The 15,283-nt window shown below is 74.6% G+C and carries 10 protein-coding genes; all 10 read left to right on the top strand.

Annotated elements, in window-relative coordinates; all coding sequences use genetic code 11:
- Positions 1 to 179 precede the first annotated feature (179 nt).
- Positions 180 to 1,079, top strand: coding sequence for a tRNA (adenosine(37)-N6)-dimethylallyltransferase MiaA (gene miaA, locus ABEA93_RS12085; RefSeq protein WP_345675524.1), 900 nt, complete (start codon positions 180 to 182; stop codon positions 1,077 to 1,079).
- A 544-nt stretch (positions 1,080 to 1,623) separates the two neighbouring features.
- Positions 1,624 to 3,477: a gamma-glutamyltransferase gene (gene ggt, locus ABEA93_RS12080; RefSeq protein WP_345675433.1), complete on the top strand. Its 1,854-nt coding sequence runs from the start codon at positions 1,624 to 1,626 to the stop codon at positions 3,475 to 3,477.
- Positions 3,478 to 3,521: 44 nt separating this feature from the next.
- Positions 3,522 to 4,379, top strand: a complete 858-nt coding sequence (dapF, locus tag ABEA93_RS12075) for a diaminopimelate epimerase (protein WP_345675432.1) — start codon at positions 3,522 to 3,524, stop codon at positions 4,377 to 4,379.
- A 125-nt stretch (positions 4,380 to 4,504) separates the two neighbouring features.
- Positions 4,505 to 5,260, top strand: a complete 756-nt coding sequence (locus ABEA93_RS12070) for an SCO6745 family protein (protein WP_345675431.1) — start codon at positions 4,505 to 4,507, stop codon at positions 5,258 to 5,260.
- Positions 5,261 to 5,623: 363 nt separating this feature from the next.
- Positions 5,624 to 6,355: a DUF4097 family beta strand repeat-containing protein gene (locus tag ABEA93_RS12065; RefSeq protein WP_345675430.1), complete on the top strand. Its 732-nt coding sequence runs from the start codon at positions 5,624 to 5,626 to the stop codon at positions 6,353 to 6,355.
- 235 nt (positions 6,356 to 6,590) lie between these two features.
- Entirely contained in the window at positions 6,591 to 8,144 is a 1,554-nt protein-coding gene (gene hflX, locus ABEA93_RS12060) for a GTPase HflX (protein WP_345675429.1), read from the top strand.
- A gap of 312 nt (positions 8,145 to 8,456) precedes the next feature.
- Positions 8,457 to 9,899 (top strand): diaminobutyrate--2-oxoglutarate transaminase, encoded by a 1,443-nt coding sequence (locus ABEA93_RS12055; RefSeq protein ID WP_345675428.1) that lies wholly within the window; start codon positions 8,457 to 8,459, stop codon positions 9,897 to 9,899.
- Positions 9,896 to 12,436 carry a pyridoxal-dependent decarboxylase gene (locus ABEA93_RS12050; RefSeq protein ID WP_345675426.1) on the top strand — a complete coding sequence of 847 codons (2,541 nt, stop codon included), beginning with the start codon at positions 9,896 to 9,898 and terminating at the stop codon, positions 12,434 to 12,436. Before ABEA93_RS12055 ends, ABEA93_RS12050 begins: the two co-directional genes overlap by 4 nt.
- Before the next feature lie 192 nt (positions 12,437 to 12,628).
- Positions 12,629 to 14,527, top strand: coding sequence for an IucA/IucC family protein (locus ABEA93_RS12045; RefSeq protein WP_345675425.1), 1,899 nt, complete (start codon positions 12,629 to 12,631; stop codon positions 14,525 to 14,527).
- Positions 14,524 to 15,282: a GNAT family N-acetyltransferase gene (locus ABEA93_RS12040; protein ID WP_345675424.1), complete on the top strand. Its 759-nt coding sequence runs from the start codon at positions 14,524 to 14,526 to the stop codon at positions 15,280 to 15,282. The genes ABEA93_RS12045 and ABEA93_RS12040 overlap by 4 nt, the downstream gene beginning before the upstream one ends.
- Position 15,283: the final 1 nt, after the last annotated feature.

Genomic DNA, 15,283 nt, shown 5'->3' with positions numbered 1-15,283 from the left:
GACAACGAGTGCGACCGTGCCCCGGTTATGTGATCCCGCCCGCGCGTACCGCATCGGGTGACGGGCGGTAGCCGCGCGTCCGGCAGACTTGTCCCGTGCGCCCCCATTCCCATGCCGCCGGCCCGGCCGACCACGCCGCGCCGGACGCCGCCCCGCCGAGCCCGACCGCCCGTCCCCGGGTGGTCGCGGTGGTCGGCCCCACCGCCGCGGGCAAGTCCGAACTCGGCGTCGCGCTCGCCCGCGCGCTCGGCGGCGACGTCGTCAACACCGACTCGATGCAGCTGTACCGGGGCATGGACATCGGCACGGCCAAACTCACCGTGGCCGAACGCGGCGGCGTACCGCACCACCTGCTCGACGTGTGGGACGTGACGCGCACCGCCAGCGTCGCCGAATACCAGCACGACGCCCGCGCGGTGGTCGACGACCTGCTCGCCGCCGGGCGGACCCCCGTCCTGGTCGGCGGCTCCGGACTGTACGTGCGGGCGGTCGTCGACGACCTGGAGTTCCCGGGCACCGACCCGGACGTCCGCGCCCGCCTCGAACGCGAGTTGGAGGCCGACGGCACCGGGCCGCTGCACGCCCGCCTCGCGTCCCTCGACCCGGCCGCCGCCGCGGCGATCCTGCCCAGCAACGGGCGGCGCATCGTGCGCGCGCTCGAGGTCATCGAGATCACCGGGCGGCCGTTCACCGCGACGCTGCCGGGCCCGGTGCCGGTCTACGACTGTGTGCAGATCGGCGTCGACGTGCCCCGCCCGGTACTCGACACCCGCATCGACGCCCGTGTGGAACGCATGTGGCGCGACGGACTCGTCGACGAAGTCCGGACGTTGGAGAAGCAGGGACTGCGCGACGGCCTGACCGCGTCCCGGGCCCTCGGATACGCGCAGGTGCTCAAGCAGCTGACCGGAGAACTGGGCGAGGCGGACGCCAAGCAGGAAACCGCCCGCGCCACACGCCGGTTCGCCCGCCGCCAGGACACGTGGTTCCGCCGGGACACGCGGGTGCGGTGGCTGGCGTACGACCGCGAGGACTTGCTGGAAGAGGCGCTGCGGCAGGTGGGGGGAGCGGGGGAGTAGGGCGGAGGGAGGAGCCGCGGGGGAGCAGGGGGCGAGGGCCGGGACCGAAGGCGCACACGCCCGCGCCGCGCTCCGCGCCCGCCCTGCCCCGCACCCGCCTCCGTGCCCGCCTGCGCCGTGTTCCGCGCCCGCGTCCGCCTCGCCGCGCACCCGCCTCACCGTGGCCCCGTCCTGCGTTCGCCCTGGCGTTCCTCGTCCACCCCGTCTCGGTCGCGGGGGCTGCCCCGTCCTGCGCGGGTCGATAGCCGTTCGCCGTTCCCACTTTCGGCTCGCCGCTCTCAGCCCCCGCCCTTGATCCACGTCGATCGGGCCGTGTTCGAACTGCCGTGCGGGTTTGTGGCGTTCGGCTCCGGGCGGGTATCGCCGGGTCGGGTGAACGGTTGTCCTGTGGCCCGAATTCGGCTGTGCGGGGCGTGTCCGGGGTGTCACGGTTGATGCGTCGCCGTCCCACCGGGCGCATCGTGCCATTCGTGCCACCCCGCGTCACAGCAGTGCGTCCGAGGCGACACCGGCACGCCACGAATTCCGTCAGGGGGAGGTTGCCATGGCCGGATCGTCCACACACGCACGGGAGTTCGCGCGCAGCGCGCGCTCTCCCGCGGCGCGCCGCCGCTGGGCCGCCGGAGCCGCCGTCGCCGCACTGCTCGTGACCGCGTCGCCCGCCGCATCCGCGCATCCGGGCGGCGGCACGGTCCCGAAAGTCCCGGTGATGACCGGATACGGCGGTGCCGTCGCGAGCGTCGACGACGACGCCACCCGCATCGGCATCGACGTCCTGCGGCGCGGCGGCAACGCCGTCGACGCGGCCGTCGCCACCGCCGCCGCACTCGGCGTCACCGAGCCCTACTCGGCCGGCATCGGCGGCGGAGGCTACTTCGTCTACTACGACGCCAAGTCCCGCACCGTCCGCACCCTCGACGGGCGCGAGACCGCACCCGGGAAGATGACCGCGACCTCGTTCGTCGACCCGTCGACCGGGCAGCCGCTGCCGTTCGACCAGGGCGTCAACTCCGGTCTGTCGGTGGGCATCCCCGGCACCGCCGCGACCTGGCAGCAGGCGCTGCGTCGCTGGGGGACCCTGTCGCTGCGCCAAGCCCTGGATCCGGCGGCGAAACTCGCGCAGCAAGGCTTCGTCGTGGACGCCACGTTCGAGGCCCAGACCGCGGCGAACCAGGACCGTTTCGCGGACATCGGGCCGACCCGGGACCTGTTCCTACCCGGCGGCAAGCCGCCCGCGGCCGGGACGGTCTTCCGCAATCCCGACCTGGCGCGGACGTACCGCGAGCTCGGCCGCAAGGGCATCGGCTGGCTGTACGACGGCGGTCTCGGCGACGAGGTCGTGCGGACCGTGCAGGCGCCGCCGGTGGTGCCCGGCGCCGACCGGGTGTTCCGGCCGGGGCTGATGGAGCGCGCCGACCTGTCGGCGTACTCGGTCCTCGAGCAGGCCCCGACCAAAGCCGACTACCGCGGGCTGACGGTCTACGGGATGGCGCCGTCGTCGTCCGGCGGCAGCACCGTCGCCGAGGCGCTCAACATCATGGAGTCCGCGAACGTCCCCGGGATGGACGCGGCGACCGCGGCGCACTACTACCTGGAGGCCTCGCGGCTCGCGTTCGCCGACCGGAACCGGTACGTCGGCGATCCGGCGTTGGTGGACGTCCCGCTGAGCGGACTGCTGTCCCAGGGCTTCGCCGACGAGCGGGCCTGCCGGATCGACCCGGCGCACGCCGGGGTGAGCCCGGTCGCGCCCGGCGACCCGACCGCGCCGTACGGGGGCTGCCCGGCGGCCGCCGGCGCGGGGGAGCCGGAGCCGTACGAGGGGCTGTCCACGACGCACCTGGTCGCGTCGGACCGGTGGGGCAACGTCGTCGCGTACAACCTGACGATCGAGCAGACCGGTGGCAGCGCCATCACCGTGCCCGGCCGCGGGTTCCTGCTGAACAACGAGCTGACCGACTTCAGCTTCGCGCCGCTGTACCCCGGCGTCCCGGACCCGAACCTGCCGGCCGCGGGCAAGCGCCCGCGCAGCAGCATGGCGCCGACCATCGTGCTCAAGGACGGCAGGCCGTACATGGCGGTCGGCTCGCCCGGCGGCGCGACGATCATCACCACCGTCCTGCAGATCCTGACCGGCCGCATCGACCGCGGTCTGAACCTGCTCGACGCGGTCGCCGCACCGCGGCTTTCGCAACGCAACGGCGCCGCCACGGAAGCGGAGCCGGGGGTGCCCGCGGACCTGCGTGCGGCCTTGCTGGCGCGCGGCCACGTGCTGAAGGACAACCCGGAGATCGGTGCGGCGACGGCGCTGGAGTTCCTGCCGCGCGGGCAGGTCCGGGCGGTCGCGGAGCCGACCCGGCGCGGCGGCGGATCGGCGAAGGTGGTGTGGCCGACGGGGTAGCCGGGGGCACCGGCCGGCGGCTACCGACCCCGTAGGATCGATCCGTGACCACTCTCCGCTTCCTCAAGGGCCACGGCACCGAGAACGACTTCGTGATCGTTCCCGACCACGACGGCGTGCTCGACCTGTCCGCCCGGCAGGTGGCGGCGCTGTGCGACCGGCGGGCCGGGATCGGCGGCGACGGGCTGCTGCGCGTCGTGCGGTCGGCGAAGGACCCGGCCGCGGCCGGGATGGCCGGTGAGGCCGAGTGGTTCATGGACTACCGCAACTCCGACGGCAGCATCGCGGAGATGTGCGGCAACGGCAGCCGGGTGTTCGCGCGCTACCTCGTCGAGTCCGGCGAGGCGGCGCCCGGCACCATGGCCATCGCGACGCGCGGCGGGGTCAAGACCGTGCACGTGCCCGCGGACGGCGGCGACGTCACCGTCGACGTGGGAGCGGCGACGCTGCCCGACTCGGCCGGTATCGAGGTTGCGCTGCCGAACGGCACACGCCGTCCGGCACGCAACGTGAACATGGGCAACCCGCACGCGGTCGTGTTCGTCGCCGACCTCGACGACGCCGGCGACCTGCGCACCGCCCCGCCGGTGACCCCGCCGACCGCCTACCCGGAGGGCGTCAACGTCGAGTTCGTCGTCGACCGCGGCCCGCGCCACGTCGCGATGCGGGTGCACGAGCGCGGCTCCGGCGAGACCCGGTCGTGCGGTACGGGGGCGTGCGCCGTCATGGTCGCGACCGCGCGGCGCGACGGTGCCGAGCTGCCCGCGACGTACACCGTCGACGTGCCGGGCGGCCGCCTGGTCATCACCGAGCGCGCGGACGGCGGGGTCGAGATGACCGGCCCCGCGCTGATCGTCGCGCAGGGCGACGTCGATCTCGACCGCCTGACCCTCCGCGGCTGACCCCGCGCCCGCGCGCCCGGGGACCGGCCATGGGAACCCCGCGGCGGCTCTGCTAGAAAGCGCTTGACATAGCCAAGCAAGGCCCTGGGGCCTGGGCGCTTGGGCAAGCGATTCGAGGAGTCGTCGTGAGCGGTTCGCGCATGGACACAGCCCGCACCACCAACCTCGCGGTCAAGGCCGCGGTACAGCAGATCGCGCCGAAGTTCTTCTTCGACCCGCTCACCACCGCGCGCGGCGCCGAACTCGGCTACGACGGGCTGCAGTTCTACATCGCCGGCCGCGGCGGCGTGATCGGCGACGCGAGCGACGACATCGTCGTCGACGCGTTCCACTACTTCGAGCCGGGCACGATCGCCGCGATGTGGGCCGCGGCCGCGAAGATCGGCACGGCGTCCGACGCCGCCGCGGCGTACGCCGAGTGCTGCCACGCCTGGGGCCGCGCCAAGCTCGCCGACTTCGACGGCGTCGACCGCCTCGCCGAGATCGCCGGCAAGATCGCCGGTGCCAACGACCTCGGCGCGACCGGGCGCCTGTCCAGCGGCTGGCGCGCCCTCCAGGCCGCCGACGACGCCCCGGCCGCGGCGATGCACCACCTGCAGACGCTCCGCGAGCAGCGCGCCGACCTGCACGCGCTCGCGCTGCGCGCGCACCGCATCGCGCCGCTGGAGGCGCAGGTCGGCGAGCGCAAGAACGAAGGCATGATCAAGTTCTTCGGCTGGACCGAGCCGTTCCCGGAGCTCGACGCCGAACTCGAAGCCCGCCGCGCGGACGCCGAGACCCTCACCGACGACCTGGTCGCCGCCACCTACGCGGTGCTCGACGACGCCGAGTCCGCCGACTTCGCCCGCCTCGCGCCGGCGGCTCTGGCGCACTTGGGCTGACCCGCGCCGGGTCGGCCCCGGGTCCGGGCCCGAACTCCCGGTCGCGGGGCCGACCCTGCCTGCCCGCAGGCAGGAGCGTTTCGGCACGCCGTCTCCTCGTCACGGAGGATCCCGGCCTGGCCCCCGACGGGAACCCGGCAGATCCGGCAGACCGTTACACATCACCCGACTTCGGGCGGCCGGGAGCCTCGTCAACCCTGCGAACGTCGGATCCCTCTCCGGGGAAACCCGGAGAAAGTCGGCGCGAACCGGGCCGCCCTCCCTCGTCAGGAGGAGCGGCGGTGCCGGTCACACGGGCGACGCGGGGCCGCGCGTCTCGGACCTAGCGTGGACATACCGCCGAAACCGCACCTGGAGGCTCCGATGTCCGCGCCCGCGTCCCGCCCGTCCACCCGATCCCGACGGCGCCGACTCGCTTTGCTGATACCGGCGGTGGTCGTCGCCCCGGTCGTGCTCGCCGCGTGCAAGATGGACGTCGACGTGGACACCGAGAACAAGAACACCGCGACCTACGACGTCTCGGGCAAGCCCGCCAAGCTGTCCGTCGCCACCACCGCGGGCAAGGTCACGATCGTCGAGAAGGACGTCGCGTCCGTCCAGGTCACCGAGACCCGGCACTGGGAAGGCGACACCGAGCCCACCACCACGCACAACGTCACCGACGGCACCCTCGAGCTGCGCTACAAGTGCGGCAAGAAGGACTGCTGGGTGTCCTACGACGTGACCGTGCCACGGGGCACCGCCGCCAAGGTGGAGACCGACGCCGGCGCGGTCACGGTGACCGGCCTGTCCGGCGACCTCGACCTGTCCACCAGCGCGGGCAAGATCGACGGCACCGGCCTGACCGCCAAGAACGCCACCGCCCGCACCACCGCCGGGTCCCTCGACCTCTCCTTCGCCGCGGCACCGCACGACGTCGACGCCAAGACCACGGCCGGACGGGCGACGGTCCGGGTGCCGGACACGCAGGGGTACAACGTGGACGTGGAGGCGACCGTCGGCGACACCGACGTGAAGGTCCGCAAGGACGGCGCCGCGGCGAGCAAGATCAAGGTCCGCACCACGGCCGGCCAGGCCCGGGTCATCCCGAGCTGACGCCGCGCGCAGGCGTCCGCGCACCGGAGCGCGGCTCGCCCACCCCGCGATCCGCCCTGCGGAGAACCGTTTCCCCTGTCCTTCGCTCCACCCGTGACCGACTGCACCCCCGCCACGACCGAAACCCACGTGCCACGCCACCGGAGCCCGTGGCACGATCGAGGTGACGGAATCCCCAGGCCGGGGAAAGACCGGGGGGAAGAACCCGGACCCCCGCCGCGTTGAACAGGACCATATGACCTCCGCATACGACCGCTCCCCGCACGACGACGACTCCGCTGTCGAGATCTTCGACGACCTGGAACTGGACGGATTCGACGGCGGGAAGCGTGACGGCGCCGGGTCGCGTTCAGCGCGCACGGGCCGTGGCGCGTCCCAGGGCGACCCCGAAGCATCCGACAACCCCGACTACGACGGCGACCAGTTCGACCTCGCGGAACGCAACGCGCTCCGCCGCGTCGCGGGCCTGTCGACCGAACTCGCCGACGTCACCGAAGTCGAGTACCGGCAGCTCCGCCTGGAGCGCGTGGTGCTCGTCGGCGTCTGGACCGAAGGCACCGTCGAGGACGCCGAGAACTCCCTCGCGGAACTGGCCGCCCTCGCCGAGACCGCAGGCTCCGAGATCCTCGACGGCGTGATCCAGCGCCGCGACAAGCCCGACCCCGCGACGTACATCGGCTCCGGCAAGGCCCGCGAGCTGCGCGACATCGTGGTCGCCACGGGCGCCGACACCGTCGTCTGCGACGGTGAATTGACGCCGGGTCAGCTCATCCACCTGGAAGACGTGGTGAAGGTCAAGGTCGTCGACCGGACCGCGCTCATCCTCGACATCTTCGCCCAGCACGCCAAGTCCCGAGAGGGCAAGGCGCAGGTCGCGCTCGCGCAGATGCAGTACATGCTTCCGCGGCTGCGCGGCTGGGGCCAGTCGCTGTCCCGCCAGATGGGCGGTGGCGGCAGCGGCAGCAGCGGCGGCGGCATGGCGACCCGCGGCCCCGGTGAGACCAAGATCGAGACCGACCGGCGGCGCATTCGCGAGAAGATGGCGAAGGCGCGCCGGGAGATCGCCGAGATGAAGAAGTCGCGCGACACCAAGCGTGCCGAACGGCGCCGCAACAAGGTGCCGTCGGTGGCGATCGCCGGCTACACCAACGCGGGCAAGTCCTCGCTGCTCAACCGGCTGACCGGCGCGGGCGTGCTGGTGGAGAACGCGCTGTTCGCCACCCTCGACCCGACGGTGCGCCGCAGCGAGACGCCGTCCGGCCGGGTGTACACGCTCGCCGACACGGTCGGATTCGTCCGGCATCTTCCGCACCAGCTCGTCGAGGCGTTCCGTTCGACGCTGGAGGAGGTCGGCGACTCCGACCTCGTCCTGCACATCGTGGACGGCTCGCATCCCGAGCCGGAGGCGCAACTCGCCGCGGTGCGCGAGGTCTTCGTCGAGATCGACGCGCAGAACGTGCCGGAGATCGTGGTGGTCAACAAGGCCGACGCCGCCGACCCGCTGGTGCTGGCGCGGCTGCTGCGGCGCGAGCCGCACGCGATCGTCGTGTCCGCGAAGACCGGGCAGGGCATCGACGAGCTGCTGGCCTTGATCGACGACGAACTGCCGCGCCCCGAGGTCGAGGTCGAGGCGCTGGTGCCGTACGACCGCGGCGGCCTGGTCGCCAAGGTGCACGCCACCGGCGAGATCCTGGAGAGCGAGCACCGTGCCGAGGGCACGTGGCTGCGCGCCCGCGTCGGCCAGGTGCTGGCCGCGGAACTCCAGCAGTTCGCGGTGGCCAACCACTAGGCATCCGCACGCAGGCGGCGGGTCTCCCCTTCGGGGGAGGCCCGCCGCCTTTTGCGTTCCCGGCCGGCCCGGCCGGGGCGTCGGGCGAAAAGGGGGCGGGTCTGCCCGTGTTCGCGTCGGCTCCGCGTCGTTGAACACGGCGGGGGTCGCCGCCGCGTGCGCGACTCCGGGTCGACCGCTGCGTCCACCCGAAGGTTGGTCACTCGAAGTAGTGGTGATTGTTGCGGAACGTCACGAAACTAAGGTAAGCCTTACCTAAATCGCTCTGGCGGTGTGCCCCACGCACCCCTTTCGCACCCTGGAGGCCTGACCATGACCGCCGCGCTCACCCGGGCCGACAGCCGGCCGCACCCTCCGGCGGAGCCCCAGGACGGCACCTGCCCGGACACCGCCCGCGACGGCATCCTGCAGCGCCAGGCCCGCCGCGAGTCGTCGGCGCGGACGTACGCCCGGTCGCTGCCGATCGTGCCGGTGCGCGCCAAGGGCATGACCGTGGAAGGCGCGGACGGCCGCCGCTACCTCGACTGCCTGTCCGGCGCGGGCACCCTCGCCCTCGGCCACAACCACCCGGTGGTCCTCGAAGCGATCCGCGCGGTCCTCGACGCCGAGGCGCCCCTGCACGTGCTCGACCTCGCGACACCGGTCAAGGACCGCTTCGTCGACGCGCTGTTCGAGACACTGCCGCCGGAGTTCGCCCGCGACGCACGCATCCAGTTCTGCGGACCGGCGGGCACGGACGGTGTCGAGGCGGCGCTCAAGCTGGTGCGGACCGCGACGGGGCGGCGCGGCGTTCTCGCGTTCACCGGCGCCTACCACGGGATGACGGCGGGGGCGCTCGCGGTCAGCGGCGACACGGCGATCCGGGAGGCGATCGGGCCGGGGGCGGACGAGGTGACGCGGCTGCCGTACCCCTACGCCTACCGCTGCCCGTTCGGCGTCGGCGGCCCGGAAGGCGCCGCACTCGCGGTCCGCTACGCCGAGACCCTCCTCGACGACCCGGCGGGCGGCGTCGCCGCGCCCGCCGCGATGATCGTCGAAGCGGTGCAGGGCGAAGGCGGGGTGATCCCGGCGCCGGACACGTGGCTGCGCGAGATGCGGCGGATCACCGACGAGCGCGGCATCCCGCTGATCCTCGACGAAGTCCAGACCGGCCTCGGCCGGACCGGCGCGTTCTGGGCGGTGGAGCACAGCGGCGTGGTGCCCGACGTCATGGTGATCTCCAAGGCCGTCGGCGGGTCGCTGCCGCTCGCCGTGATCGTCTACCGCGGCGACCTGGACCGCTGGTGGCCGGGCGCGCACGCGGGCACGTTCCGCGGCAACCAGCTCGCGATGGCGGCCGGCACCGCGACGATCGCGCACATTCGCGCGAACCGCCTCGACACCCGCGCGGCGGAACTCGGCGACCGCCTCACCACCGGCCTGCGCGCGCTGATGGCGGGCCGTCCGGAAATCGGCGACGTCCGCGGACGCGGCCTGATGATCGGCGTCGAAATCGTCGACCCGGACGCCGCTCCGGGCGTCGACGGCGCCCGCCCGGCCGCCCCCGAACTCGCCGCCGCCGTCCGCGCGGCGGCCCTGGACCGCGGCCTGATCGTCGAACTCGGCGGCCGCCACGGCGCGGTGGTGCGGCTGCTGCCGCCGCTCACGATGACCGACAGCCAGGCGGCGGCCGTGCTCGACCGCTTGGCCGACGCGATCCCGGCCGCCACGGCGGCAGTCCGCAAGGCGTCGACACGGAGGGGGCGAACAGCGTGAGCGGGGGAGTGGGGCCGGGGGGCGAGGGCACGTCGATGCCGGTCGGGGAAGCGCTGCCGACGGGGAACGCCGTGGAACCGGGGGACGTGACGGCGGCCGTGCCGATCGCGGGTCCGGGGGCGACGGACGGTGCTCTGGCGGGTGCGGCTGTCGGGACTCCGATGACGGCACCGGGGCCGGGCGAGATCGGTGCGGGCGCCGGAGCGGTCGACGTGGCACCCGAGGCGGGCGTTGGCGGCTTCGGATGGCCCGCTGCCGAGGAAATGCCGGGCGGGCCTACGGCGCCGGTCGGCGACGCGACCGCGGACGCGTGGCGGGTGGCCGACGCGGTCGACACCGCCGCAGGCCCGGCACCGGATCGGCAAGCGGTAGCCGAGTCGCCGGCGGCGTCGCCGGAGCCTCCGCCCGTCGTGCCCGCACTGCGGGACTTGTCGGCCGCGGAAGCGCTCGCGGAGCATGCTGCCGCGGCCTCCGCAGGTCCCGGCACGGCCTCCGCTGCGGCTTTCCCGGCGACCGGCGCGGCGGCCACCGCGCCCGGTGGTGCGCGCGATGCGACCCTGCCCGCACCCCCGACCGTGCCGCCCGCAGCACCCCCGGCCGTGCCGCCCGCGCACGCGGACGTCTCCGCCTCGCCCCCGCCCGCCTCGCCCCCACCTGCCGCGGATCTGGCGGCCACCGCCCTTGCCGGTGGCCTGGGCGGTCCCTCCGCCCTCACCCCGCTCCTCGTGACCGCGCTGAGTGCCATGGCCGCCGGGGCCCGGCGCCGCGGCGGGCCGCTGCCGCGCGGGGGGCCGGCGGCGGTGGACGCGGACGTGCGGCGGGCGCTGGGGACGGCCGGAGCCGGCGACCTCTTCCCCCACGGCACCGGGGCGTCGGCGGCCGATGTCACCGCCGCGGCGCGCTTCACCGACGCTTCCGATGCCCTCCGCGTCCAGGGCCCGCACCCGGCCCCGTCGGCCTTGCCCGCGGCGGGAGACGTCCACTTCGGTCAGGCTCACCCCACCGCAGCGACCGAACGCCGGCCCGGCGGGTACCCGACCGGCGGTGCGCCGACTGTCGAGTTCCCGGGTGCCGCCGCACTCGGCCCGCGGCCCGCCGGGCCTTCGGCGGCCGACGCGTCCCACCCGCAAGCGTCCGCAACGGGCCCCCCGCCCACCGTCCCCCACCCTCACGTGGCCCCCGAAACTCCCTCCGCCTCCGCCCAAGCCCGCCCCGCGGCCCGGCACGTCGCCGATCCCCTCCCGGCCCACGGCGTCGGTGCCCACCAAGCCCTCGCCGCCCTCACCGAAGCCCTCGCGCACGGCACCGCCGATCCCGCCGACCCCCTGTGTGCCGGGCATCTGCACTGTCCGCCGCTTGCCGTCGCCGTGGTCGCCGATGCCGTCGCGGCGGCGCTCAACCCGTCCCTCGACTCGTGGGACCAGGCGCCTGCCGCGACCGCGTTGGAGACCGAGGTGGTCGCCGCGTTGGCCGGGCTGGTCGGGTTCGGCCCCGCGGTGGCGTCGGGCACGGTCACGACCGGGGGGACGGAGTCGAACCTGCTCGGGCTGCTGCTCGCCCGGGACCGGTCCGGGCCGGGGGTGGGGCGGCACCGGGTGCTGTGTTCGGACGCCGCGCACTTCTCGGTGCGGCGGTCGGCCGTGCTGCTCGGGCTCGGGGACGATGCCGTGGTGCCGGTGGCGACCGGGCTCGACCACCGGATCGACCCGGGTGCGCTGGACGCCGTCTGCCGGCGGGTCGCCGCGGCGAACGACCTGCCCACCGCGATCGTCGCCACCGCCGGGACCACCGACTTCGGCGCCGTCGACCCGCTCGCCGCGTGTGCGGACGTGGCGCGGGAGCACGGCGCGTGGCTGCACGTCGATGCCGCGTACGGCGGCGGCGCCCTCTTCTCCGACCGCCTCGCCCCCCTCCTGCACGGGCTCGACCGGGCCGACTCGGTCGGCCTCGACCTGCACAAGCTCGGCTGGCAGCCGGTCGCCGCCGGGGTGTTCCTGGTCCGCGACCGGCGGCTCTTCGCGCCGCTGACGCAGCGCGCGAAGTACCTCAACCCGGCGGACGACGAAGACGCCGGGTTCCCGAGCCTCCTCGGCCACTCGCCCCGCACCACCCGCCGCGCCGACGTGTTCAAGATCGCGGTCACGCTGCGCGCCCTCGGCCGGGCCGGGCTCGGTGCGCTCGTCGACCGCTGCCACGAACTCGCCCGGTACGCGGGTGAGCGCATCGACCGCGACCCCGGCCCCGGCGCCCTCGAACTGACCGCCGAGCCCGTCCTCACCACGGTCGTGTTCCGGTACGTGCCCGAGGAGCGCATCGGCGAGTCCCCGGCCGCCCGGTCCGACACGGTCAACGCGGAACTGCGCCGCCGTCTGCTGGCCGAAGGCCGCGCGGTCGTCGGCCGGACCGACGTCGGCCCCGGTCCGGGCGCGGTCCGCCTCAAGCTCACGCTGCTCAACCCGCACGCCGCCGAGCACGACGTGGACGCCGTGCTGCGCGCGGTGATCGACGCGGGCCGCGCCGTGGAGCGCGAACTGTGAACCGCACCCGCCTCGCCGTGCGCACGCACCCCGCGACCGCCCAGGTGCGGATAGCGACCTGACGCACCGTCCGACCGCCTGTTTGTCACGAATTCCGCGAAACACCCACCAAATGGGTCGACTTCGGGTGAATTCGTCAGATCATCGATGGATGTCGGCCCGCCCGGGCCGATCGAACCTCTCGGAGCGCTGATGACCACCGCTGGTGCCCGACATCCGGCCGCGCCGCCCGCGGGGGTCCCCGCGTCCCGCGCCGGAAGCCGCGACGACCACGGGCTGCCGGGCGACCCGCTCGACGACCACGACCCCGACCGGGTCGGCAACACCGCCGCGACCGAAGCACTGCTGCGCTGCTGGGTCCGCGAACGCGCCCTGCCCCGACCCCCGTCCGGCGAACCGCTGCGCATCCCGCTGCCGGCCACCGGCATCGCCCTCGACGTCCCCGTCCGCTACTGGTCGGCGGCCGGCTGGCACCGCTTCGGCGCGCCCCGCCCGGCCGGCAGCGACGGACCCGACCTCGACGCCGTCGCCGTCGCCGCACTGCTGGCCCGCGAAACCCCCGACGCCACGCCCGCCACCCGCACCGACACCGCCGCCCGCGTCGCCGACTCCGCACGCCGCGCCGCCGACCACGTCCGGCACCGCCGCGCCCACCCCGACGACCCGCCCGGCACCACCCCGTTCCTCGCCGCCGAACAAGCCCTCCTGCTCGGCCACCCCCTCCACCCCACCCCCAAGAGCCGGGACGGGCTCACCACCGCCGAAGCCGCCGCCTACGCCCCCGAACTCCGCGGCGGATTCCCCCTGCACTGGTTCGCCGTCCACACCGACCTCGTCACCCAGGACAGCACCCTCGGCACGTCCGCCGCGCAGGTCCTGGAGGAACTCTCCGACGGCCTCGTCGGACCCGCCGACCACGTCCTCGTGCCCGTCCACCCGTGGCAGGCCCGCGACGTCGCGCAGCGGCCCGGCATCCGCGCCCTCCTCGACGTCGCCCTCGTCCGCGACCTCGGCCCCGGCGGCCCCACCTGGCACCCCACCTCGTCCGTGCGCACCGTCTACCGGGCCGGCGCACCCGTCATGCTCAAACTGTCCCTCGGCCTGCGCATCACCAACTCGCGCCGGGAGAACCTCCGCAAGGAACTCCTCCGCGGCATCGAGGTCGACCGCATCCTCCGCGCCGGACTCGCCGCCGAACTCCACGCCGCACACCCCGGATTCGACATCGTCCGGGACCGCGCCTGGCTCGCCGTCGACGCCCCCCGCACCACCGGCCCCGAGCGCGCCGAAAGCGGCCTCGAACTCGTGCTCCGCGAAAACCCGTTCGGCGACACCGACACCGTATGCGTGGCCGGCCTCGTCGCCGAACGCCCCGGACTCGGCCCCTCCCGCCTCGCCGCCCTCGTCCACGGCCTCGCCGCCCGCACCGGCCGCAGCACCGCCGACATCGCCCACGAATGGTTCACCCGCTACCTGGCCGCCGTCGCCGCACCCGTCCTCTGGCTCGACGCACACGCCGGCATCGCTCTCGAAGCCCACCAGCAGAACACCCTCGTCGTCCTCGACCCCGACGGCTGGCCCGCCGGCGGCCGCTACCGCGACAACCAGGGCTACTACTTCCGCGCCTCCCGCACCGCCGACCTGCGCGACCGCCTCCCCGCCGCGGGCGCCGCCAGCGACACCGTCGTCGACGACCACGTCGCCGACGAACGCCTCGCCTACTACCTCGGCGTCAACAACCTCCTCGGCCTCGTCGGCGCATTAGGCGCCCAACACCTCGCCGACGAAACCCCCCTGCTGCGCACCCTCCGCGACACGCTCGCCCCGCACGCCGACCACTGCGGCGCGGCCCGCCTGCTCACCGGACCCCCCACCCTGCGCTGCAAAGCCAACCTCATGACCCGGCTCCACGGCCTGGACGAACTCACCGGCCCCGTCGCCACCCAGTCCGTGTACGTCGACATCCCCAACCCGCTCACCGTCCCGCCCGGCCCGCCGCCCGGCCCGGCCCCCCGCGACCCCGCGTCCGGGACCGCCGCCTCCGCCGACGAACCGACCCGCGCGACACCCGGAGGTGCCCTCCCCGCATGACCGTGTCACCCATGTCCCCGATGTCCCCGCTGTCCAGCCCCGCCGACGCCACCCTCGACGCCGCCGTCGCCGCGGCCGCCGCACTCGGCACCACCGACACCCCGGAACGCACCGGCGTCGAAGACCTCGACGACGACACTCTCCGCCTCACCCACCGGGCCCTCCGCGCCGGCCTCTCCGGCCCGCTCACCGAAGCCAACCGGTGGGGCGCCGTCGCCCTGCCGCCCGGCCGCTTCTCCTTCCACGAACTCCACCTCAAACGCGACCTGCCGCTCCTCCACGAATGGATGAACGACCCCGACGTCGCCCGCTGGTGGGAACTCGGCGGCGACGTCGACGTCACCGCCAACCACCTCGCCGCACACGCCCGCCTCACCCACGCCACCGCCTACGTCGGCTGCCTCGACGACCAGCCCGTCAGCTACTGGGAGCTGTACCGGGCCGACCTCGACCCCCTCGCCCGGCACTACGCCGCCAAACCCCACGACGTCGGCATCCACGTCCTCATCGGCCCCGCCCACCACCGCGGCCAAGGACTCGGCTCGCTGCTCCTCCTCGTCGTCAGCGAACTCATCCTCCGCGCCGCCCCCGACACCCAGCGCGTCGTCGCCGAACCCGACGTCCGCAACGCGGCGTCCATCGGCGCGTTCCGCCGCGCCGGATTCCGCCGCAGCGTCGACCTGACACTCCCCGGCAAAACCGCCGCCCTCATGATCCGCGACCGGCACCGCGACGCCACCGGCCCGGCGGCCTGAC

Origin of the sequence: Yinghuangia aomiensis, from assembly GCF_039542225.1 — a bacterium.
GTDB classification, from domain to species: Bacteria; Actinomycetota; Actinomycetes; order Streptomycetales; family Streptomycetaceae; genus Yinghuangia; species Yinghuangia aomiensis.
The sequence above is the reverse complement of the archived record's forward strand: the minus strand, read 5'-3'. Positions and strand labels throughout refer to the sequence as shown.